This is a genomic window from Nocardia sp. NPDC004340, assembly GCF_053602575.1.
On the sequence record NZ_JBSGDW010000002.1, the window covers coordinates 586,560 to 609,081 of the forward strand.

The 22,522-nt window shown below is 69.5% G+C and carries 20 protein-coding genes; 8 read left to right on the plus strand and 12 right to left on the minus strand.

Going from position 1 to position 22,522, the window contains the following annotated elements; genetic code table 11:
* Positions 1-13: 13 nt before the first annotated feature.
* Positions 14-1,180, minus strand: a complete 1,167-nt coding sequence (gene sucC, locus ACWEOI_RS10315) for an ADP-forming succinate--CoA ligase subunit beta (RefSeq protein ID WP_357091328.1) — start codon at positions 1,178-1,180, stop codon at positions 14-16.
* Positions 1,181-2,019: 839 nt separating this feature from the next.
* Here sucC and ACWEOI_RS10320 point away from each other — a divergent pair.
* Positions 2,020-2,991 (plus strand): peptidoglycan DD-metalloendopeptidase family protein, encoded by a 972-nt coding sequence (locus ACWEOI_RS10320; RefSeq protein ID WP_433673490.1) that lies wholly within the window; start codon positions 2,020-2,022, stop codon positions 2,989-2,991.
* Positions 2,992-3,064: 73 nt separating this feature from the next.
* On the opposite strand, the gene pgi is transcribed toward ACWEOI_RS10320, so the two are convergent.
* On the minus strand, positions 3,065-4,705 hold the full coding sequence (gene pgi / locus ACWEOI_RS10325; RefSeq protein WP_452359442.1) for a glucose-6-phosphate isomerase: 1,641 nt from the start codon (positions 4,703-4,705) through the stop codon (positions 3,065-3,067).
* 109 nt (positions 4,706-4,814) lie between these two features.
* Between pgi and ACWEOI_RS10330 the strand changes: the two genes are divergently transcribed.
* Complete coding sequence (locus ACWEOI_RS10330) at positions 4,815-6,266, plus strand: NAD-dependent succinate-semialdehyde dehydrogenase (RefSeq protein WP_433668525.1); 1,452 nt, start codon at positions 4,815-4,817, stop codon at positions 6,264-6,266.
* 153 nt (positions 6,267-6,419) lie between these two features.
* On the opposite strand, the gene ACWEOI_RS10335 is transcribed toward ACWEOI_RS10330, so the two are convergent.
* Positions 6,420-6,728 carry a chorismate mutase gene (locus ACWEOI_RS10335; protein WP_357091322.1) on the minus strand — a complete coding sequence of 103 codons (309 nt, stop codon included), beginning with the start codon at positions 6,726-6,728 and terminating at the stop codon, positions 6,420-6,422.
* 364 nt (positions 6,729-7,092) lie between these two features.
* On the opposite strand from ACWEOI_RS10335, the gene pcrA reads away from it, so the two are divergent.
* A complete protein-coding gene (gene pcrA / locus ACWEOI_RS10340; protein ID WP_452359443.1) occupies positions 7,093-9,567 on the plus strand; it encodes a DNA helicase PcrA in 2,475 nt (824 codons plus the stop codon).
* Here pcrA and ACWEOI_RS10345 read toward each other — a convergent pair whose 3' ends face one another.
* The 4 genes from ACWEOI_RS10345 to ACWEOI_RS10360 form a co-directional block, all read right to left on the minus strand.
* Entirely contained in the window at positions 9,568-9,804 is a 237-nt protein-coding gene (locus ACWEOI_RS10345; RefSeq protein WP_452359444.1) for a hypothetical protein, read from the minus strand.
* The gene (gene qcrB, locus ACWEOI_RS10350; RefSeq protein WP_433668529.1) at positions 9,801-11,378 is read right to left on the minus strand and encodes a cytochrome bc1 complex cytochrome b subunit; all 1,578 of its coding nucleotides are present in this window, start codon (positions 11,376-11,378) and stop codon (positions 9,801-9,803) included. Before qcrB ends, ACWEOI_RS10345 begins: the two co-directional genes overlap by 4 nt.
* Before the next feature lie 81 nt (positions 11,379-11,459).
* Positions 11,460-13,082, minus strand: a complete 1,623-nt coding sequence (locus tag ACWEOI_RS10355; protein ID WP_452359445.1) for an acyl-CoA dehydrogenase family protein — start codon at positions 13,080-13,082, stop codon at positions 11,460-11,462.
* 12 nt (positions 13,083-13,094) lie between these two features.
* Positions 13,095-13,724: a TetR/AcrR family transcriptional regulator gene (locus tag ACWEOI_RS10360; RefSeq protein WP_452359446.1), complete on the minus strand. Its 630-nt coding sequence runs from the start codon at positions 13,722-13,724 to the stop codon at positions 13,095-13,097.
* 114 nt (positions 13,725-13,838) lie between these two features.
* Here ACWEOI_RS10360 and ACWEOI_RS10365 point away from each other — a divergent pair, with 114 nt between their 5' ends.
* Together ACWEOI_RS10365 and ACWEOI_RS10370 are read left to right on the plus strand one after the other, a co-directional pair.
* Positions 13,839-14,600: a crotonase/enoyl-CoA hydratase family protein gene (locus ACWEOI_RS10365; RefSeq protein ID WP_357091311.1), complete on the plus strand. Its 762-nt coding sequence runs from the start codon at positions 13,839-13,841 to the stop codon at positions 14,598-14,600.
* A 60-nt stretch (positions 14,601-14,660) separates the two neighbouring features.
* On the plus strand, positions 14,661-15,911 hold the full coding sequence (locus tag ACWEOI_RS10370) for a hypothetical protein (protein WP_433668535.1): 1,251 nt from the start codon (positions 14,661-14,663) through the stop codon (positions 15,909-15,911).
* 6 nt (positions 15,912-15,917) lie between these two features.
* Here the strand turns inward: ACWEOI_RS10370 and ACWEOI_RS10375 are convergent, their stop codons facing one another.
* The 4 genes from ACWEOI_RS10375 to ACWEOI_RS10390 form a co-directional block, all read right to left on the minus strand.
* Positions 15,918-17,531 carry a carboxylesterase/lipase family protein gene (locus ACWEOI_RS10375; protein ID WP_452359447.1) on the minus strand — a complete coding sequence of 538 codons (1,614 nt, stop codon included), beginning with the start codon at positions 17,529-17,531 and terminating at the stop codon, positions 15,918-15,920.
* Positions 17,532-17,737: 206 nt separating this feature from the next.
* Positions 17,738-17,983, minus strand: a complete 246-nt coding sequence (locus ACWEOI_RS10380; RefSeq protein WP_357280742.1) for a DUF2630 family protein — start codon at positions 17,981-17,983, stop codon at positions 17,738-17,740.
* A complete protein-coding gene (gene pdxR / locus ACWEOI_RS10385; RefSeq protein WP_452359448.1) occupies positions 17,980-19,380 on the minus strand; it encodes a MocR-like pyridoxine biosynthesis transcription factor PdxR in 1,401 nt (466 codons plus the stop codon). Before pdxR ends, ACWEOI_RS10380 begins: the two co-directional genes overlap by 4 nt.
* 33 nt (positions 19,381-19,413) lie before the next feature.
* Positions 19,414-20,106 carry a DUF4184 family protein gene (locus tag ACWEOI_RS10390; RefSeq protein WP_452359449.1) on the minus strand — a complete coding sequence of 231 codons (693 nt, stop codon included), beginning with the start codon at positions 20,104-20,106 and terminating at the stop codon, positions 19,414-19,416.
* Between the two features lie 77 nt (positions 20,107-20,183).
* Between ACWEOI_RS10390 and ACWEOI_RS10395 the strand changes: the two genes are divergently transcribed.
* Genes ACWEOI_RS10395 through ACWEOI_RS10405 form a run of 3 tightly spaced genes read left to right on the plus strand, consistent with a single transcriptional unit; the run spans position 20,184 to position 21,634 of the window.
* Positions 20,184-20,873, plus strand: coding sequence for a pyridoxamine 5'-phosphate oxidase family protein (locus tag ACWEOI_RS10395; RefSeq protein WP_452359450.1), 690 nt, complete (start codon positions 20,184-20,186; stop codon positions 20,871-20,873).
* Positions 20,874-20,894: 21 nt separating this feature from the next.
* Positions 20,895-21,215 carry a type II toxin-antitoxin system Phd/YefM family antitoxin gene (locus ACWEOI_RS10400; protein ID WP_452359451.1) on the plus strand — a complete coding sequence of 107 codons (321 nt, stop codon included), beginning with the start codon at positions 20,895-20,897 and terminating at the stop codon, positions 21,213-21,215.
* Entirely contained in the window at positions 21,212-21,634 is a 423-nt protein-coding gene (locus tag ACWEOI_RS10405) for a type II toxin-antitoxin system VapC family toxin (protein ID WP_404204440.1), read from the plus strand. Before ACWEOI_RS10400 ends, ACWEOI_RS10405 begins: the two co-directional genes overlap by 4 nt.
* A gap of 5 nt (positions 21,635-21,639) precedes the next feature.
* Here ACWEOI_RS10405 and ACWEOI_RS10410 read toward each other — a convergent pair whose 3' ends face one another.
* Positions 21,640-22,506, minus strand: coding sequence for a DNA-formamidopyrimidine glycosylase family protein (locus ACWEOI_RS10410; RefSeq protein WP_433668544.1), 867 nt, complete (start codon positions 22,504-22,506; stop codon positions 21,640-21,642).
* Positions 22,507-22,522 lie beyond the last annotated feature (16 nt).

The following is a 22,522-nucleotide window of genomic DNA, read 5'->3' on the forward strand; positions in this document are numbered from 1 at the left end:
TGGGTTCGTGTCCTTACTTGGCGGCGGCCAGTTCGGCGGCCTTGTCGGCGCCTTCGTCCATGGTCTGAGCGAGAGTCACCAGCGGGTGGTTGAAGTCGGCGAGGATCTTGCGACCCTCCTCGACCTTGTTGCCGTCGAGGCGCACGACCAGCGGCTTGTTGGCCTCGTCGCCCAGGGTGTTGAGGGCGCCGACGATGCCGTTCGCGACCGCGTCACAGGCGGTGATGCCACCGAAGACGTTCACGAACACGGACTTGACCTGGGCGTCACCCAGGATGACATCGAGGCCGGCGGCCATGACGGCAGCCGAGGCGCCGCCACCGATGTCGAGGAAGTTGGCCGGCTTCACGCCGCCGTGGTTCTCACCGGCGTACGCGACGACGTCGAGGGTCGACATGACCAGACCCGCGCCGTTGCCGATGATGCCGACCTCACCGTCGAGCTTGACGTAGTTGAGGTCGTTCTCCTTGGCCTTGAGCTCCAGCGGATCGGTGGCGTCGATGTCCGCGAACTCGGCGTGGTCGGCGTGGCGGAACTCGGCGTTCTCGTCCAGGGTGACCTTGCCGTCGAGGGCCAGGATCTCGTCGTTGGGGGTGCGCACCAGCGGGTTGACCTCGACCAGGGTGGCGTCTTCCTTGATGAAGACTTCCCACAGCTTCTGGATGGTGACCGCCGCGGCATCCAGGATGTCGGCCGGCAGGTGGCCCTGCTCGGCAATGCTGCGCGCGAAGGCCAGGTCCACGCCCTTGACCGCGTCGACCGGCACCTTGGCCAGACGATCCGGCTTGGTGGCGGCGACCTCTTCGATCTCCATGCCGCCCTCGACCGAGCACATGGCCAGGTAGGTGCGGTTGGAGCGGTCCAGCAGGAAGGAGATGTAGTACTCCGCCGCGATGTCCTTGGCCTCGGCGACCAGGACCTTCTTGGTGATGTGGCCCTTGATGTCCAGACCCAGGATGTTGGTCGCGTGGGTGAAGGCGTCGTCCGGGGTGGCGGCGTACTTCACGCCACCGGCCTTGCCGCGGCCACCGACTTTGACCTGCGACTTGATCATCACCGGCTTGCCGATTTCCTCGGCGATCGCACGTGCGTCCTCGGCCGAGTCCGTGACGCGGCCCTCCGACGAAGGCACTCCGTGCTTCACGAAGAGTTCCTTCGCCTGATATTCGAAGAGATCCATGTACTCACCGTCTCGTCTGCGTTGTTGTGACAACGTCTTGGTTGGCGGCCCGTCGTCGGAGGCGGGTCGGATCGGACTCTAATCAGTCACATGGAGCGGAAATCAGCCGCATACAGCCTAAGTGGCGCAGGTCACGGGATTGTCTCCGGGAGCGGAAAACCCCTCGTCAATGCTACTGACGGGTAGCTTGTTGACCCGGTGCCAGGTGGAGCCCGCGAATCCCGGAGAGTGACACTGGCTACTACGTAGCGTAGTTGACAAACCTCACGCGGTTACCCAGGGCACAGTGAGCACATTCCGGATGAATGAGTGATGAATGTCACAGCAGTGTGTCGAACCAGTCCCATCGCTTGCTGAGCCGCAATCGTTTCGTTACCGTCGTTGCGGTCGATGTCACAACCCGGTCACGGACAGGAGGACGGCAGGCTTTGAGCGACAGCTCGTTCCCTTCGCAGCACCGGCCCCGCCGCGGCCACCGCTATCGCGAGGACGCGGATCATCCCGGCGGCGCAACGGCATTCGATTCTCCCGTCAGTACCCACAGCGCGGTCGCCCACGGCGAGTGGGACGCGACCCAGGCCTGGAACGGCGGCGCCCAGTGGGAGCAGTCCGCCCAGCCGTGGGAGCAGCCCGCGCAGCAGTGGAACCAGCAGGCCCAGTGGGATCCGCAGGCGCAGTGGCAGTCCGACGCCGACTGGAACGGCGACACGCAGTGGGGTGGTGAGCCCCAGCAGCAGTGGGACCCCCAGCAGCAGTGGGACGACGCCCCGCAGTGGCAGCAGGCCGAATCCGACGACTGGCAGGCCGAGCCGAACTGGGACTACAACGCCCAGACCACGGTGAACGGCTGGGCCGCACCGAATCCCACCGATTGGGCGCCGCAGTCGCGGACCAACTGGGATCCGACCGCGGACCCGACCCCCTCCGACAACTACCGACCGGTCTACACCTTCAAGACCGCGTCCGGTGAGAAGCTCCAGTTCTCCGGCGACGGCGCCCGCGTCGATCACGGTGCCTTCGACGACTATTCGGGCGAGGACGAGCGTCCCACCCGGTCCGGCGGCAAGCGCCGCGCCGGCGGCTCGCATCGCCTACCCGCCCCGCCCGCCGCGCTCAAGGGTCGCGCCGCGGTGGTGGCGGTCGCGGCCGGCGCCGTCGTGGCCGCGGGTCAGGCCACCATCGAGTCGTCGGCCAACAGCGACACCAGCAATGTCGACTACCAGGCCGCCTCGCAGGTCAAGGAGGTCGCCGCGACCTCCGTGGTCGGCGGTTCCGACACCACCGCGGGCTCCCCGCAGGTGCTGAACCCGAACGCGCCCGCGAACCTGGACCAGTTCAACGACATTCTGGCCAAGGGCAAGCAGTTCGCCGCCGACATGGCCAACCAGGAGGCCTCGAAGTACCGGCCGCTGTGGACCAAATTCACCGCCGCGGGCACCTTCACCTCCGGCTACGGCATCCGCTGGGGCGTCGCCCACCAGGGTGTGGACATCGCCGCCCCGATCGGCACCGCGATCTACGCGGTCGCCGACGGCACTGTGCTCGAGGCCGGTCCCGCTTCGGGATTCGGCATGTGGGTCCGGCTGCTGCACGACGACGGCACGGTCACCATCTACGGCCACATCGACACCGCGACCGTCTCCCAGGGCCAGCGCGTGCTCGCGGGCGACCAGATCGCCACGGTCGGCAACCGCGGGTTCTCCACCGGCCCGCACTGCCACTTCGAGGTCTGGCTCAACGGTGTCGACAAGATCGACCCGCTGCCCTGGCTGGCCTCCCGCGGCATCTCCCTGGGTCCCGAGCGGGACTGACAGGCCCCCGAAACAGCGAAAAGGCGCGTCCCGCGGGACGCGCCTTTTCTCGTATCTCGCCGGGTGCCCCGGGTCAGTGCCGATTCGCGCGGTACCAGCCGATCAGCGCGTCGGTGGAGGAGTCCGCCTGCGGCTGTGGATCTTCCGCGGCGGTGAGCAACGGCGCCAGCGCCAGCGCCTGCTGCTTGCCGAGCTCCACGCCCCACTGGTCGAAGCTGTCGATGCCCCAGATCGCGCCCTCGGTGAAGACCTGGTGCTCGTACAGGGCGATGAGCTGTCCGAGTACCGACGGGGTCAGCCGGGGCGCGAGAATGGCCGTGGAGGGCCGGTTTCCGGGCATCACCTTGTGCGGCACCAGGTTCGGGGCGGTGCCCTCGGCGGCGATCTCCTCGGCGGTCTTGCCGAAGGCCAGCACCTTGGTCTGGGCGAAGAGGTTGCTCATCAGGATGTCGTGCATGCTGCCCGTGCCGTCCATGGTGGGCAGATCGTCGGTGGGACGGGCGAATCCGATGAAATCGGCGGGCACCAGCCGGGTGCCCTGGTGCAGCAGCTGGTAGAAGGCGTGCTGGCCGTTGGTGCCGGGCTCGCCCCAGAAGATCTCGCCGGTGGAAGTGGTGACCGGGGAGCCGTCGGCGCGCACCGACTTGCCGTTGGACTCCATGGTCAGCTGCTGCAGGTAGGCCGGGAAGCGGGCCAGGTCGTTGGAGTACGGCAGCACCGCGCGGGACTGGGCGCCGAAGAAGTTCGAGTACCAGACGCCGAGCAGGCCGAGCAGGACCGGCGCGTTCTCGGCCAGGGGCGCGTTCCTGAAATGCTCGTCCACGGTGTGCATTCCGGCCAGGAATTCGGCGAAGCGCTCCTTGCCGACGACCGCCATGACCGACAGGCCGATGGCCGAGTCCACCGAGTAGCGGCCGCCGACCCAGTCCCAGAACCCGAACATATTGGCGGTGTCGATCCCGAAGTCGGACACCCGCTGCGCGTGCGTGGACACCGCCACGAAGTGCTTGGCGACCGCGTCCTCGCCGAGCGCCGCCACCAGCCAGCGCCGGGCCGCGGTGGCATTGGTGAGCGTCTCCAGGGTGGAGAAGGTCTTGGAGGCGACGATGAACAGCGTGGTGGCCGGGTCCAGGCCGTCGAGCTTCGAAACCAGGTCTGCCGGATCGACATTCGAGACGAAGCGGGCGGCGATGCCGGCGTCGGCGTAGTGCCGCAGCGCCAGGTACACCATGGCCGGGCCCAGGTCGGAGCCGCCGATGCCGATGTTCACCACGGTGGTGATGCGTTCGCCGGTCGCGCCGCGCCACTGCCCCGAGCGGACGGCGTCGGTGAACGCGCCCATCCGCTCCAGCACGTCCTGCACCTCGGGGACGACGTCCTCGCCGTCCATGTCGATGTGGCCGCCCGCGGGGACCCGCAGCGCGACGTGCCCGACCGCGCGGTCCTCGGAGGTGTTGATCCGCTCCCCCGCGAACATGGCGTCGCGGCGGCGTTCCACCTCCGCGGTCTCCGCCAATTCGACCAGCAGGTCCAGGGTTTCGCGGGTGACGCGGTGCTTCGAGTAGTCGATGTGCAGGTCACCCACCCGCACGATCAGCTCCCGGCCGCGCTCGGGATCCTCGGCGAAGAACTCACGAAGATGCCGCGAAGCCAGGGAGGAGTGGTGATCGTGCAGTTTCCGCCAGACCGCCGACGCGGTGATGTCGCTGCTCACGATCGCCGAGGTTACAACCTCAGTGTTACGACTCGCAGGTAACAAGCGGTATCGGCGGGGTTCGCCCAGCGCAGAGTGAAATTCGGGGGCGAGGCATAGGCTGGCGGACATGGTGTCTGAGACTGAGCTTCTTTCGTCCGTACCCACCCGGCTCTGGATCGGCGGGCCGGTGGAGGCCACCGGCGGCGCGACCTTCCCCGTCCACAATCCGGCGACCGGCGAGGTCATCGCGCGGGTCGCCGACGCGACTCCCGAGGACGCCGTGCGAGCGCTCGACGCGGCGGCCGCGGTACAGGCCGAGTGGGCCGCGACCCCGGCCCGCGAGCGCGGGGAGATCCTGCGCGCGGTCTTCGAGGCGATCACCGCGCGGGCCGACGAGTTCGCGCTGCTGATGACCCTGGAAATGGGTAAAGCGCTGCCGGAGAGCCGCAATGAGGTGCGCTACGGCGCCGAGTTCTTCCGCTGGTTCTCCGAGGAGGCGGTCCGCGTGCACGGCCGCTATCAGGCGGCCCCGGGTGGCACCGGCCGAATCCTGGTGCACAAGCAGCCCGTCGGGCCCTGCCTGGCCATCACGCCGTGGAACTTCCCGCTGGCCATGGGAACTCGCAAGATCGGCCCGGCGCTGGCGGCGGGCTGCACCATGATCGTGAAGCCGGCGGGCGAGACCCCGCTGACCATGCTGCTGCTGGCCCAGCTGTGCAGCGAGGCCGGGCTGCCGGACGGCGTGCTGTCGGTGATCACCACCTCGCGGTCGAGCGCGGTCACCGCTCCCCTGCTGAACGACCCGCGCCTGCGCAAGCTGACCTTCACCGGATCCACCCCGGTCGGCAAGAAGCTGGTCGAGCAGTCCGCGCACGGCCTGCTGCGCACCTCCATGGAGCTGGGCGGCAATGCCCCGTTCGTGGTCTTCGACGACGCCGACCTGGACGCGGCCGTGCAGGGCGCGGTGCTGGCCAAGCTGCGCAACGGCGGTGAGGCGTGCACCGCGGCCAACCGTTTCCACGTCCAGAATTCGGTTCGCCAGGAATTCACCGACAAGCTGGTGGCGGCCATGGCCGAATACCGGCTGGGCAATGGCGTGGACCCGGACACCACCCTGGGCCCGCTGATCAACGAGAACCAGCTCGACACCGTGAGCGATCTGGTGGACGACGCGGTGTCGGCGGGCGCGCAGGTGAGGCTGGGCGGCAAGGCCCCGGGCGGGGCGGGCTGGTTCTACCCGGCCACCGTGCTCACCGACATCCCGTCCCAGGCCCGCATCCTGCGGGAGGAGGTGTTCGGCCCGGTCGCCCCGATCGTCGGATTCGACACCGAGGCCGAGGGCCTGGCGGCGGCGAACAACACCGAATTCGGCCTGGTCGCATACGTTTACACCCGCAGTCTGGACCGGGCGCTGCGGGTCGCCGAGGGCCTGGAGACCGGCATGGTCGGGGTCAACCGCGGCGTCATCTCCGACCCGGCCGCGCCCTTCGGCGGCGTGAAGGAATCCGGCTTCGGCCGGGAGGGCGGCTACGAGGGCATCGAGGAGTACCTCGACACCAAGTACATCGCCCTGCCCTAGGAAGACGAAGAACCGCCCCGGGGTCGAGACACCCGGGGCGGCCTGGGGATGCTGCATCCGTGGCTCCGCATGCAGCGTGGCTTGGTGTGGTGGCCGCGCGGAACGGCACCGCTCGTTGTATCGGATCGAGCGGTGCTCGTCGTTAACGGTGAATCAGTGGCCTAGCCGGCCGCGACCCAGACGCAGCAGGAGCATGGCGAGGGTGTGCCCCTCCTGGCCCAGCTCGCTGAATCGCTCGAGTACCTTCATCTCACGGGAGTGGACGAGCTTGGGCCCGCCGTTCGCCATTCTGGTCCGTCCGATGATGCGCGAGACCTCGGTGCGGCGCTTGATGGCCGCGAGGATCTCGGCGTCCAGCTTGTCGATCTCCAGGCGCAGCTTTTCGATCTCCGCTTCGGAGGGCAGCGGGGCGGAGTCCGAGCCGGTGGCAGACTCGGAATGTCCCGTCGTCGAGATGCTCATACTTTCAACTCCTCGTGGTCCAGAACGTGGATCGGCGGGTGGACCCATCCTGTTACCGATCGGTTCTTCACCAAGAATCTGACCTGTCGGCCATACATTGTCCCCCCTGGAAATCAATTGTCTCCCCAGGATCGGGCTCAGGTGCACTGTGCCCTGGGTGGGCAGGTGTGTCGCACCGCGGTCGAGCCGGTCATGGGACGAGTCTGCCACGGGGAGGTACCCAAGCAAAACGGGTACGTTTGTGAATCTCCTGAGTTTCCTCCTGTCACACGGTTCACCAGAAGTTCGCCGGACCGGCACTAATCGGACACCTGTGCGATCCCGCCCGACAGCTGTCGGTGCGCGCCGGTAGCGTGGATGGGCGATGAATACGACGGTGGCACAGGGCGACGAGCAGAAGACCCAGCAAGCGCGGGGTGGCGGAGCGTTGCTCGAGGGATTGAATCCACAACAGCGCGCCGCGGTGATGCACACCGGCACCCCGCTGCTGATCGTGGCCGGGGCCGGTTCTGGAAAGACCGCGGTCCTGACCCGTCGTATCGCCTATCTCCTCGACGCCCGCGGGGCGCGGCCGAGCGAGATCCTGGCCATCACCTTCACCAACAAGGCCGCCGCCGAGATGCGGGAACGCGTCGCCGGGCTGGTCGGCCCGCGCGCGGCGGGCATGTGGGTGTCGACGTTCCACTCCAGCTGCGTGCGCATCCTGCGCACCCAGGCGTCGCTGCTGACGGGGATGAACTCCAACTTCTCCATCTACGACGCCGACGACTCCCGGCGGCTGCTGGGCATGATCATCCGCGATTTCGAGATCGACCCGAAGAAGTACACGCCGCGCCTGCTGGCCACCGCCATCTCGAACCTCAAGAACGAGCTCATCGACGCCTCCCAGGCCGCGGCCGACGCCGAGACCGAGGAGGCCGAGCTGCCGCGCATCGTGGCGCGGGTCTACGGCGAGTACCAGCGGCGGCTGCGCGCGGCCAACGCCTTCGACTTCGACGATCTGATCGGCGAGACGGTGTCGGTGCTGCAGCGGCATCCGCAGGTGGCCGAGTACTACCGCCGCCGCTTCCGGCACGTGCTGGTCGACGAGTACCAGGACACCAACCACGCCCAGTACGTGCTGGTGCGCGAGCTGGTCGGCCATCACCGCGGCGGGGTGTGGGGCGACGACCCGGACACCGGCTCCGAGCAGCGGGTGCCGCCCTCGGAACTGTGCGTGGTGGGTGACGCGGACCAGTCGATCTACGCCTTCCGCGGCGCGACCATCCGCAATATCGAGGAGTTCGAGCGCGACTTCCCGGACGCGGAAACCATTCTGCTGGAACAGAACTACCGTTCCACCCAGCACATCCTGACCGCCGCCAACGCGGTCATCGCCCGTAACGAGGGCCGGCGCGACAAGAAGCTGTGGACCGATCAGGGCGACGGCGATCTGATCGTCGGATATGTGGCCGACAACGAGCACGACGAGGCCTCGTTCGTGGCCCGCGAGATCGACCGGCTGGTGGATCAGGGCGACGCCAACTACGCGGATGTGGCGGTCTTCTACCGCACCAACAACAATTCGCGCGCCCTGGAGGAGATCTTCATCCGGATGGGCCTGCCCTACAAGGTGGTCGGCGGCGTCCGCTTCTACGAGCGCAAGGAGGTCCGCGACATCGTGGCCTACCTGCGGGTGCTGGAGAATCCGGACGACGCGGTGAGCCTGCGCCGGGTGCTCAACACCCCGCGCCGCGGTATCGGCGATCGCGCGGAGGCGTGTGTGGCCGTGCACGCCGAGCAGCGGAACATCGGTTTCGCGCAGGCCTTGCGGGATGCCGCGGCGGGCAAGGTCGCGCTGCTCAATTCCCGGTCGCAGAAGGCGATTTCGGGGTTCCTGGAGCTGCTGGAGGAGATCCGGGCGGCCGGGGCGCAAGCCGATATGGACTTCCCCGATGTGGGTTCGATCGTCGAGGCCGTGCTGGATCGCACCGGATACCGGGCCGAGCTGGAGGCCTCCGATGATCCGCAGGACGGCGCGCGGCTGGACAACCTCAACGAATTGGTGAGCGTCGCACGGGAATTCAGTTCCGAGGCGCGCAACAATGTGGAGGCCGCGCGGGACGAGGGCCTGGTGCCCGAGCAGGCCGAGGGCGAGCCGGAGCCCGGGTCGCTGGCGGCGTTCCTGGAGCGCGTCTCGCTGGTGGCCGACGCGGACCAGATCCCGGAAGAGGGTTCGGGCGTGGTCACCATGATGACCCTGCACACCGCCAAGGGCCTGGAGTTCCCGGTGGTGTTCGTGACCGGCTGGGAGGACGGCCAGTTCCCGCACATGCGCGCGCTGGGCGATCCGGCGGAGTTGCAGGAGGAGCGCCGGCTGGCCTACGTCGGCATCACCCGTGCCCGCAAGCGCCTGTATCTGACCCGCGCGGTGGTGCGTTCGGGCTGGGGGCAGCCGGTGTCGAATCCGGAATCCCGCTTCCTCCAGGAGATTCCGGGTCATCTGGTGGATTGGCAGCGGCTGGAGCCGGCGCCCTCGCAGTCGCGCGGTTTCCGCCGCCGCGGCGAGGACGACGGCCTGGAACGGGATTGGACGCGCGGCGACGGCTGGTCGGACTCCCGTCCCGGACTGCGCGGTCGCGGCGAGGGCCGGCCCGCTCCGGCGGCGGCCGGGGTCAAGCGCAACAACACCGGTCTGGTGCTGGCGGTCGGCGATCGCGTCAATGACGACAAGTACGGCCTGGGCCGGGTCATCGCGGCGGAGGGTTTCGGGGCGCTGGCCACCGTCACCATCGACTTCGGCACCGCGGGCAAGATCCGGCTGATCCCGTCCTACAGCCGGACCCTGACCAAGCTCTGATCAGCCGAGGCGGCTGAGGACGTCGTAGGCGCGCCCGGCGTCCTCGGGGAACACCAGGATCCGGAAGTGGTCCTTCAGGTTCCGCCACCGGTGGATGCGCGCCGGGCCCAGCGTGGCGCGCACCCCGTGATTGTTCAGCAGCTGCCGCACGTGGCGCGCGGACCGCATGTCGTAGGCGGTGGCGGCGGCCACCAGCAGTCCGTATTCGCCGTCGCCGGTGCGTGTCCGGAGTTTCATGCTCGACTCCCGTTGTCCTGCTTCGCTTTCAGCACCATCAGCTGTGCGCGCTCCTCATGATGACTCGAGGCGGTGAGGGCCTCGCGCTCGGCGGCCGGATCCGCGGTCAGGAACCCGCCGATTCCGGGTGCGCCCGCGGCTCCGAGCTTGCTCATCTTCTTCGGAACCGGCGCGCCTTGGTATGCCACCGTCCCGAGCGACTGGTGCACCTCGATGTACTCGCCGTGCGGCAGTCGCTTGACGATCCCGGTCTCGATCCCGTGTTCCAGTACCGCCCGGTCGCTGCGTTGTAGTCCCAGGCAGAACCGGTAGGCGACGGTGTAGGCCAGCGGCGGCGCCAGCAGGAGCGCGATCCGGAAGAACCAGGTCGTCGCGTTGAGCGAGATATCGAATTTCAGGGCGATGATGTCGTTGACGCAGGCGAAGGTGAGCACCAGGTAGAAGGCGATGGCCATGGCCCCGATCGCGGTGCGCACCGGCACATCTCGCGGCCGCTGCAGCAGATTGTGGTGCGCGGTGTCGCCGGTGAGCCGCTTCTCGATCCACGGGTAGAGCGGGAGCACCACCAGCACCAGGCCCATCACCACGGCCACCCAGAACGGCGCGGGAATGGTGTAGCGGCCCAGATAGATCTCCCAGGGCGGCATGAGCCGGGCCAGGCCGTCGGTCCACATCATGTAGAAGTCGGGCTGGGATCCGGCCGAGACCTGAGCGGGGTTGTAGGGCCCGAGATTCCAGATCGGGTTGATCTGGAACAGGCCGCCCATGAGCGCGACGGTGCCGAGGGTGAAGGCGAAGAACGCGCCCTGGTCCAGTGAGAACACCGGGACGATGCGCGCGCCCACCACATTCCGCTCGGTGCGGGCGGGACCGGGGAACTGGGTGTGCTTCTGGTACCAGACCAGGGCGATGTGCGCGCCGATCAAGGCCAGCATGATGCCCGGGAAGAGCAGCACGTGGGTGATGTAGAGCCGCGGGATCAGGACGGTGCCGGGGAATTCGCCGCCGAAGAGGAAGAAGTGGGTCCAGGTGCCCACCACCGGGACCGCCATGGTGATGCCGCCCAGCGGCGAGCGCAGGCCGGTGCCGGAGAGCAGGTCGTCGGGCAGCGAGTAGCCGAAGTAGCCCTCGAACATGGCCAGCATCAACAGGATCGCGCCGATCACCCAGGTGGCTTCGCGAGGTTTGCGGAACGCGCCGGTGAAGAACACCCGGAACAGGTGGATGATCATCGACGCCGCGAACAGCAGGGCCGCCCAGTGGTGGACCTGCCGGACGAACAGTCCGCCGCGCACGTCGAAGGAGATGTCGAGGACGCTGCGGTAGGCGGCGGACATCCGCACGCCCCGCAACGGCTGGTAGACGCCGTTGTAGGTGACCTCGGTCATCGACGGTTCGAAGTACAGCGTCAGGTAGACGCCCGACAGCAGCAGGATGATGAAGCTGTACAGCGCGATCTCCCCGAGCAGGAACGACCAGTGCGTCGGGAACACCTTGTTGATGGAGCGTTTCAGGCCCGCGGCGAGGTGATACCGCTGGTCGGCGGCATCGGCGCGGTTCGCGGTGGTGGTCATGACCATGAGACGCCGGCGGGTCCCGAAACGTGACATCCGACTACGACAGATTGTCGTAGATCACAGCCACCCGGTGAGCGGTCAGTCCACGTAGCCGCGCTGGATGATCGATTCGACGTCCACGCCCCCGGGCAGGGTTCCGAACGCGATCCCCCAGTCGCCGCCGAACCTGGTCTCGCAGAAGGCGTCCGCGACGGCCGGGTGGCCGTGCCGCACCAGCTGCGCGCCCTGCAGCACCAGCGCCATCAGCTCGACCACGCGGCGGGCCCGGTATTCGATGTCGGCGAAGTCGGTGAGCTCCTTGCCGATCCGGTCGATGGCCTCGTCCAGGTGGCGGTTGCCGCCGCGGGCCAGGTTGACCTCGTTGAAGAACGCCTCGACGGTCTCGGGCTGACGGCCCATGGCGCGCAACGCGTCCAGCGCCGCCACATTGCCCGAGCCCTCCCAGATGGACATGAGCGGGGCTTCCCGGTACAGGCGCGGCATGCCGGATTCCTCGGCGTATCCGTTGCCGCCGAAGCATTCCAGCGCCTCGGCCGCGTGCGCGGGGGCCCGCTTGCACACCCAGTACTTGGTGACCGCGAGCGCGATGCGGCGCAGCGCGGCCTCGGCCGGATCGGAGTCGGCGCGGTCGGTGGCCCCGGCCAGGCGCATCATGACGGTGGTGGCGGCGTCGGATTCGATCACCAGGTCCGCCAGCACGTTTCGCATGGCGGGCTGGTCGATGAGCTTCTTGCCGAACACCTCCCGGTGGCGGGCGTGGTGGGTGGCGAAGACGACCCCGGCGCGCATGCCGGTGGCCGAGCCGATCACGCAGTCCAGGCGGGTCATGTTGACCATCTCGATGATGGTCTTGACGCCCGCGCCCTCCGCGCCGACCAGCCAGCCGACGGCGTTCTCGTACTCGAGTTCGGAGGAGGCGTTGGACTTGTTGCCCAGCTTGTCCTTCAGCCGCTGGATGCGCAGTGCGTTGCGGGTGCCGTCGGGCAGCACCCGGGGCAGCAGGAAGCAGGACAGCCCGCCCGGCGCCTGGGCCAGGGTGAGGAACATGTCGCCCATGGGGTGCGAGGTGAACCACTTGTGGCCGACGATGCGGTAGCTGCCGTCGGTCAGCGGGGTGGCGGTGGTGGTGTTGGCGCGGACGTCGGAGCCGCCCTGCTTCTCGGTCATGGACATGCCCGCGATGAGACCGGCCTTGGTGGACGGCTCGCGCAGGCCGAAATCGTAAGTGCGCGAGGCGAGCAGCGGCTCGTACTTCGCGGACAACTCCGGATTGTGGCGCAGCGCGGGGACCACCGCGTAGGTCATGGAGATCGGGCACATGTGTCCGGCGTCGGCGATGCCCCACGTGAAGAACTTGGCGGCGCGGGCGGTGTGCGCGCCCGGCCGGTCGTCGCGCCACGGCGCGCCGTGCAGGCCGTGGGTGACCGCGACATCCATCAGGTTGTGCCAGTACGGGTGGAATTCCACCTCGTCGATGCGGTGACCGTAGCGGTCGTGGGTGTGCAGGACCGGCGGGTACTCGTTGGCGACCCGGCCCCACTCCTGGGCCTCGATCCCGCCCGCGAGCACGCCCAGTTCCCGCACCTCGGCCTCGGCCCAGCCCGCGCCCTCCCGGTGCAGGCCCTCGATCAGCGCGGGGTTGCGGGAGTTGTCGAACGGGGAGATGGGCGGCACCTGGTTGAAGACGTCGTGGGTGTGCATGACGGGTGACTCCTATTCGTGGGGGACGCCGCGGGCTTCGGCGGGGACGCCGAGGGCGCGCAGGGCGAAGGCGACCAGTTCCGGCAGCACCGACTCGATCTGGAGCTGCTGGGAGAGCGGCCCGACCAGCACCTCGCCGATCGCGCCGACCAGCGCGGTGGCGGAGGTCGCCGGATCCTGCGGCGGCAGTTGGCCATTGGCGATGCCGTCGGCGATGGCGGCCACGTAGGTCTCGGCGAAGGCCCGGCGGAAGCGCAGGCGTTCGGCGTCGACGGCGGTGTCCACGGGCTCGGCGAGCAGCACGTAGGCGAGTTTGGGGTTCTTGAGGGCGCGGCCCGCGAAGGTCTCGACGGCCGCGGTGACCCGATCGGAGGCGGTGCGGCCCTCCCCCGCCGCGCCCGCCTCGGCGACGGCGTCGACCTCGCGGGTGACGACCTCGCGGAAGACGGCGGTGACGAGTTCGGCCTTGCCGCTGAAGTTCTTGTAGACGGTGCCGGTGGCGACCCCGGCCTCGGCGGCGACGGCGGCCATGGACAGTCCGGAGAAGCCGTCGCGGGAGAGGACGGTCATGGCCGCGCGCACGATCGCCCCCGCCTGGGCGTCCAGTCGAGCCTGGACAGCGGGTGTTCTCCGATAGGCCATGCAAGAAGTGAACCACTCATTCATTTCTTGACGCAAGCCCACCCGTCACCCACCGCCACCCTTCATTCGAGACGCTTCGCGCCGCAGCCCTGTTTACGGCGTAACGTCGGGCCCGTGACAGTACGAGTGGAGCGCAACGGCCCCGTCTACACCGTGATCCTGCACCGCCCCGGAGCCCGCAACGCGGTCGACGGACCCACCGCGAAAGCCCTGGCCGACGCCTTCCGCGACTTCGACGCCGACCCCACCGCCGCGGTCGCCGTGCTATGGGGCGACGGCGGCACCTTCTGCGCCGGCGCCGACCTCAAGGCGCTGGGCACCGAACGCTCCAACCAGGTCACCGAGGACGGCGACGGGCCTATGGGCCCCACCCGCATGAAACTGTCCAAGCCGGTCATCGCGGCGGTCTCCGGTTACGCGGTCGCGGGCGGCATCGAGCTGGCGCTGTGGTGCGATCTGCGAATCGCGGAGCAGGACAGCACCTTCGGCGTCTTCTGCCGCCGCTGGGGCGTGCCGCTCATCGACGGCGGCACGGTGCGGCTGCCGCGCATCATCGGCGAGGGCCGGGCGATGGATCTGATCCTCACCGGCCGCGCGGTCGGGGCCACCGAGGCGCTGCAGATCGGCCTGGTGAACCGGGTGGTGCCGAACGGCGAATCCCGGCGCGCCGCCGAGGAACTCGCGCTCGAACTGGCGGCGCTGCCGCAGACCTGCCTGCGCTCGGACCGGATGTCGGTGCTGGAGCAGGACGGGCTCGAGGAGCCGGCGGCGATCTCCAACGAGCTGCGGCACGGCATGAAGGCCCTCATGGACGGCGCGCTCGACGGCGCCCAGCGCTTCGCGGCGGGTGCGGGACGGCACGGCGGCAGCGCGTAGCGGAAGCCCCGCATACGCCCGGCAGCGCGCTGCCGGACCGATCGGTACGCTAGCCGTTCGATGAATCGGCTGAGCGTGCTGGACGAGATCTTCCTGCGGTCGCATCGGGGTCTGGGCACCCCGATCGTCCTGCAGGGACTCTGGCGTACCGCCGAACCCGTGCATCCGGCGCTGTTGTGGCGGGTGCACCGCGATCTGCGCACCGGGCCGCTGGGGCGGCGCGTGGTCCGCTCCCGTGTACCCGGGGCGCGGCCGCGCTGGCAGCCCACCGAGTCCGCCTACCCGTTCACCATGACGAGCGAGCCGATTCCGGTCGCCGCGATCCTGGACTGGGCCGACCGGCAGGGCGAGGACCTGAACCCGGAGACCGGGCCCGGCTGGCGGCTCTCGGCGGCGCGGCTCGACGACGGCGGCTGCCTGGTCGCGCTGACCTGCTCGCACGCCCTGGCCGACGGGCGCGCGCTGACCCTGGCCATCGACAACGCGCTGTCGGGCATTCCACTCGCGGCTCCCGTTGCGGGACATTCGGATTGGGCTGACGCGCGCGGCATGTGGGCGACCGTGCTGGGCGGAACCGCTCGCGCGCTGCGCCGCGGCATCCCGGCCCGACCGGTCCCCAACGCCGACCGGAAGACGGTGCCGGGCAGCAGGAAATCCGGTGACCGACCGGCCACCCGCGCGACCGTGCTGCAGATTCCGGCCCGCGACTGGAATCGCGTCGCCGTCGCGCATGAGGGAACCGCCAACAGCCTGTTCGTGTACGTGATCGCGAAAATGCTGTGGGCCGGCGGATTCCAGCCCGACACCATCGCCGCCAGCCTCCCCGTCGACACCCGCGACGAACCGCGCGTGGACAACGACATGTCCATGACCGAGATCGCCATCACCCGCGACGACACCCCGGCCACCCTGCGGCAGCAGGCCCGGCGGGCCTACGAGCACCGCATGACCAGCCCCGGCGGCATCCCCGAGGAACTCCTCCAGGTCATCCCCGACCGCTGGGCGTACCGGCTGGCCAAGGGCGCGGGCGAGCGCGACATCCTGTGCTCCAATATCGGCAACCTGCCCGAATCGCTGCTGGCGCTGGGGCCGCACGCCTGCACCGGGGTGGCGGCGCGCGCCATCCACCCGGGGTTGCGGCTCGACGCCCTGCCCCGCACCCGGCTGTCCGGGTACCTGACCCGGATCGCCGACACCTACACGCTGTCGCTGGTGAGCCTGGACCCCGACGCCGTGCCCACGGCCGCGGCGCTCACGGCGCTGGCCGACGCGGAACTGTCCGCGCTCGGCCTGCCGTACACCCGGTGGTGACGCCGCTCAGGTGAGCGCCGGAATCCGAACGCCTTGCCAGGCCAGGCGTTTGGTGCGGTCCGGGTCGAATTCGACCCGGCTCGGGGAATCGATGATGAGGGTGGCGCGCTGGTCCTCTGTGTAGGCGGGCCACTCCGGGAGCGGGGCGCCGGTGCGGGCGAAGGACAGCCAGTTGTCCTGGAACTGTTTCGACACCGACCGGAATCCCCGATGCCCGCCCAAAGTCGTCATGGCCCGGCCGATACCCGTGTCGACCGCGCCGAACACGGGAATCAGATCGAGGGCGTGGGTCGCGCCGAAACCGCTCAAATGCACTGCGCGCGGGGCGAAGTCGTAGCGGTAGGCGTAGGTGGGCGCGAACCGGCTGTGCGCCTCCATGACCCGGACCGAGGGCCGCCAGAAGGTGAAGTCGCCACCCATCCGAACGGTCGCCTTCTTGCCCGGGAAGCCGGGATAGGCGGCGGCGACCCGGGATTCGACGGCCGCGCCGTATTCGGACAGCGCGTCGTGCAGGCGTTCCTCCGAGGTCGGCATGGTGCGGCCGAGTTTGGTGAAGATCGGGCCCTCGCCGTCGGCCTCGAGGGCCTGGTCGACGTGGCGCAGCAGCCAGCGCATGCGGTCGGGGGTGGTGGGCAGGGTGTCGTCGAGGCGCACGAACAGGGTGGCCTCGTCGCGGTTGGTGCCGAGGATCAGCGGCACCCGGTGCGCGGTGCCGTTGGCGAACGCGGCCACCGGTGCGGCGGGCAGGAATTCGCCGTCCACCACCGGGGCGACCGGGAACAGGCCCGGCTGCTCGTGCATGACGCGGGCCAGCGCGCGGTCGACGCCCTTGCGGATGTCATTGGCCCCGGCGGTGCTCAGGGCCTGCGCGGCGTCGGCGGGGTCGATGCCGAGTTCGTCGAGGCAGCGGCGGGCGAAGAGGCGGGCCTCGGCCTGGCTCGGCGACCAGTCGGCGGGCGCGCTCTGCGCGATGCCGCGATGGAACAACCCGGCCGCGGCGGGGGTCGCCATGAGCGACAGCACCGCGTGCGCGCCCGCGGATTCACCGAAAATGGTGACGTTGCCGGGGTCGCCGCCGAAGGCCGCGATATTGCGCTGCACCCATTCCAGGGCCGCGACCTGGTCCCGCAGCCCCAGGTTGGAGTCGAATTGCCGGTCGGGCGTGGAGTATTCGCCGAAATCGACGTACCCGAACGCGCCCAGCCGGTAGTTGACCGACACCACGACGACATCGCCGCGGGCCGCCAGCCGCGCACCGGAATACAGTCGCAGCGCGGAGGTTCCGATCATGTAGCCGCCACCGTGGATGAACACCATCACCGGCCGTGGCGTCCCCGACGGCGAGTTCGGCGCCGCCACATTCAGCGTGAGGCAGTCCTCGCCCGTCGCCTGCGCCTGCCGCGGCCCGATCCGCGCACCGTCACGGTGTTGCATTGCGGCATAGCCGAAGTCGGTCGCGTCCCGCACCCCGGTCCAGGGCAGCACCGGCTGCGGCGCCCGAAAGCGCAAGTCGCCGACCGCCGGCGCGGCGAAGGGAATGGACCGCCAGCGTGAGACGCGGCGGCCCCGGATTCCGCGAACCACCCCGTCCGCGGTCGTGATGTCTGTGGTTGCCACCATTGGAAAAGCGTAGACCCAACGCTGGGGCGCTCCCAGGGCCTACGCGCCCGGACCCCATATTTGGCGACTCCCGCCACCCCGGGACGAGCGGCTCCCCCACCAGGCCCGGGCAACACCGGCCGATTCAGGAGGCCCGGACGCACCGGGCCGGGCGCGGATCCGGGACCGCTCGTCGACGCGGTCCCGGGGGCGGGTTGTTCGGGTCCCTACTGGAGGTAGCCCTCGACCTGGCGGGCGGAGTTGGGCTGGGCCTCGTCGGGGTTACGGCCCTGGTCGAGGCGGGCGCGGCGCTGGCGGAGCAGGTCCCAGCACTGGTCGAGCTGGACCTCGATCTCGGCGAGCTGGCGGCGTTCGGCCTCCGGGTCGAGTTCGCCGCCGGTGGTCTGGGCGCGCAGCTCGTGCTCACGATCCACGAGTTCCTTGATGCGGGCGTGGATGTCCTTTTCGGTCATGCGGTCCACTGTACGACCCGGGCCAGCGCGTTTCCGGCCAACCGGACCGCGCCGGGCAGGTCCGCCGCAGGCAGGGCGGCGTATCCGAGGGCTATGCCGAAGGTATGCCGGGGGCCGACGTGGTGGCGGGACAGGCCGTCCAGGTAGACGCCGTCGGCACGGGACGCGGCGATCGCGCGATCCTCCTGCTCCGCGCTCGCGAGGGGGACGTAGACGTGCGAACCCGCGTCGTCGCCGCGCACCTCCAGACCGTGGCGGCGCAGTTCCGCCAGGACGAGGGCGCGGCGGGCGGGCATGTCGCGGCGCAGGCGGCGCAGATGCCGGGCGAGGTCTCCCGCGCGGGCGAGTTCGGCCACCACCTGCTGTCCGGCGGGCGAGGGGCTGGTGCCGGTGAGTTCGCGGTGGGCGAGCACGGCCTCGGTGACGGCGGGATCGGCCACCAGCCAGCCGGTTCCGAGCGTCGGGGTGAGGATCTTGCTGGTGGTGCCGAGGTGCACGACCACGTCGGGGGCGAGGGTGGCCAGCAGGGGCAGCGGCGCGGTGTCGTACCGCAATTCGCCGTCGTAGTCGTCCTCGATCACCAGGGCTCCGGTGCGGCGCGCGAATTCGATGAGCCGCACCCGCCGCGCCGCGGGCATGCGCGCGCCGAGCGGAAACTGGTGCGCGGGAGTGCAATACACCATGCGCGCGTTCTCGGGCAGCAGTTCGACGCGCAGTCCGTCGGCGTCGACCGGCACCGGCACCAGGCGCGCGCCCGCCGCCCGGAACGCGCCGCCCGCCCGCTGATACCCCGGATCCTCGATCGCCACCACATCGCCGGGCCGCAGCAGCGCGGCCGCGAGTTCGCCTGCCGCCGCGCTGGTTCCGGCGGTGGCAAGCACTGTCGCCCCGCTGCCCGCGCCCAATCCTCGATGCCGCAGCAGGTGCTCCACCACGGCTTCGCGATACGCGGCCTCCCCGCGCCGATCCCGCCGGATCACCGGCGTCCGATCCGACGCGGCCCGCCAGGCGCGACGCCACGCGGCGGCATCGATGGCCTCGATCGAGGGCGCTCCCGCACCCAGGTCCAGCAGCCCGGCCAGTGGGTCGACCCGCTGCGGCCCGTCGCCCTGCGCGTCCACCCGCGGCGGCGTGGCCGTCAGATACGTCCCCGACCCGTGCCGGCCGTCCAGCCACCCCTCCGCATGCAACTGGTCATAGGCGGCCGTCACCACCGTCCGGCTCACCCCCAGCCGAGCCGCCAACTCCCGCGACGACGGCAGCCGGTCACCCCCGCGCAGCGCCCCGCTGGTCGCGGCCCGCCGCAGCCCATCGGCCACCTGCACGACCAGCGGCTCCCGCCCCTCCCGCTCGATGGCGAACGGCAGATCGTCATCGACCAGGCGATTCCGGCGCAAGTGGCCTCCTGACATCTCAGCGAACAGTCGACATCAGGATGCCACTCGACGCCTCAGAACCTGCGCGACGAGGGCATAGAGAACGAACCCAGCCCCGGCGCTGGTGATCGCGTAGATCGTCATGTGCCGGACGCAGTCGTAGAGACTCACGTCCGCGATCGGATCGGTGCGGGCGTAGAGGGCCGCGACCGCCGCGACCGCGATCAGCGCGGCCGAGACCCAGCCGCGCCAGGGATCCTGGGCAACGCGCCGCGCCCCTCGATACCAGGCGATCACATAGCCCGCGAGCAGCAGCATGCCGCCGACGGACGAGACGTACCCGATCACGTTGTACACCCGATGCGGCCCGATCACCGACTCCCGCAACACTTCCCAATGCCGTACCGCGATACCGTCGGTGTGGGTGAACTCGTCCCACGCCAGGTGCGTCATCGCGCCGACCGTCAGGGCCGCGACCGCCGCCACCACCCCCGGCCGACTTCCGCCGATCGCCTTGCCGAGCATCCCTTGCACCGCGCCGCGCAGTCCCCACGCGACCGCGACCAGGATCGCCCCCAGCAGCGCGTCCACCGGCAGCCCCCACAGCGCATGCGTCACCGAACCATCCACACCCGTCCACAGGTAGTAGGGCAGGTCCGGCGCGATGCTCCCGGCGACGAGCCCGGGAAACCACAACGCCCGCCGCAAGGGCAGGACGGCCGCCGGATGCGCCACCGTGAACGGCACGAACCCCCAAAGTGGTCTGCGAATCTTCCGAAGAATTGGCTATTCAACAATGCCAATTCCCGGCCGAAACTGGTCATATGAGTGAGACAGCGACGACCCGGACCCCATTGTCACCCACCCCGCGCAGCAGCCTCACCCGGTCCAAGGAGCGGGGCAGCACCGACCGCGCCGACCTGGACGCCATCCTCGACACCGGCCTGCTGTGCCACCTCGGTGTCCTGCTGCACGGCGCCCCGGTGGTCATCCCCACCATCTACGGCCGCGACGGCGACACTCTCTACCTGCACGGCTCCACCGGCGCCGGCAACCTGCGCGCCGCCATGACCGGCGACGTCTCCCTGACCGTCACCCACGTCGACGGCATCGTCTACGCCCGCTCCGCCATGCACTTCTCCATGAACTACCGCTCGGCCGTGATCCACGCCCGGCCGGTCGAGGTCACCGATCCGGAGGAACGCATGCACGCCCTCCGCGTCATCGTCGAGCAGGCCGCCCCCGGCGCCTGGGACTCGGTCCGCTCCCCCGACAAGAAGGAAATGGCCGCCACCGCGGTCCTGGCCCTCGACCTGACCGAGGCCTCGGTCAAGATCCGCACCGGCGGCCCGCGCGACACCCCCGAGGACATCGCCACCGGTGGTGTCTGGGCAGGCGTCCTCCCCCTCCGCCAGGTCTTCGACGCCCCGATCCCCGCCGCGGACCTGGAGACGGGCATCGAGGTTCCGAAGCACGTCATGGAGCGGTGTAGCGAAAGCGTAGTAACGCTGTAGCCAGTCCCGTATTCTGGGATGATGACGAGTCCAGCGGAGCTTCCGGAGATCCCTCAGCGGGAGCTGCGGAACGACGCGAGCCGGGTCCTCCGCGAGGTCCGCGCCGGGCGCTCCTACACCATCACGGTCGATGGAACCCCGGTCGCGGATCTGGTTCCGCACCGGAATCTGCGCCGGCGTGCGGCCGTTCCGCTCTCCGAAGCCATCGCGGCCTTCAGCGGACCGTCCGGTGCCGCGACGGGAACACCGAGCGATTCGGCTGAACTCATCGACGATTCGCTGTACGACCCGTACGACCGGGCCTATCGCCGTGGGGAATTCGCGGAAGACGGTGGCGAATGAGCCCGGTACCCGTTCGCGGCCTGGTCGATACGAACGTGCTCATTCTGCTCGAGGCCCTGGACCCGGATGAGCTGCCCGCCGAGTTGGTTATCAGCGCGGTGACGATGGCCGAGCTCGCGGCGGGCCCGCATTTCGCGACCGAACCGGGTGAACGCGCCGGCCGGATCGAGCGCCTCCAGAATGCGGAAGCCCTGTTCGAGCCGCTCCCCTTCGATACCCGGGCAGCGCGGCGGTTCGGGCACATCGTCGCGTCGGTTCTCGCGGCGGGGCGAAATCCCAAGCCCCGGCGGGTCGACTTGATGATCGCCGCCATCGCCTCCGTGCACGGATTGCCGTTGTTCACGGTCAATCCGGATGATTTCACCGGCCTGACAGGGTTGGTCGATGTCCAGAAGGTCACCCACCCGGACAATCGCTGACCCTGCTACTTGAGCAGGCGGGACATGCGGCGGTCGGCGAGGATCTTGCCGGAGGTCTGGCAGGTGGGGCAGTACTGGAAGGACTTGTCGGCGTAGGAGACTTCGCGGACGGTGTCGCCGCAGACCGGGCAGGGGAGGCCGGTGCGGGCGTGGACCTGGAAGCCGGAGCGTTTCTCGCCCTTGAGGCGGGCGGCGTCCTGGCCCACCGAGCGCAGGATGGCGTCGGAGAGGGTGGCGCGCATGGCCGAGTAGAGGGCGGTCAGCTGCTGGGGGTTGAGGGTGCCGGAGTTGGCGAAGGGGGAAATCTTTGCGGTGTGCAGGATTTCGTCGGAGTAGGCGTTGCCGATGCCCGCCATCAGGGTTTGGTCGGTGAGGGCGTTCTTCACGCGTTGGGAAGTGCCGCCGAGGATTTCGGCGAATTCGAGTTCGCTGACCGCGAGGGCGTCCGGGCCCAGGCGGGCGATGCCGGGCACCGAGAGGGGGTCGGACGTAATCCACACGGCCAGGCGTTTCTTGGTGCCCGCCTCGGTGAGATCGAAGGCGGGCGTGGCCCCTTCGGGGGTGAAGAAGTGCACCCGCAGGGCGAGCGGGCCCTTGCCGGGTTTGGGCGGATTGGCTCCCGGTTCGTCGATCCACCGCAGCCAGCCGCCCCGCGACAGATGGGTGATCAACCACAGCCCGTCGCAATCCATTCCGAGGTGCTTGCCCCAGTGCCCCACCCCGGTCACGTCCCGCCCCGACAGCGCCGTCACCGGCGGATCGAAGGTTTTCAGCACGCTGAGCGCGGCCACGTCGACCCGCCCGACCACCGCCCCCACCGCATGCTCGACCAGAAACTGCTCGAGCGCCACGATCTCCGGTAGTTCGGGCAACGGATCTCCTCCAATC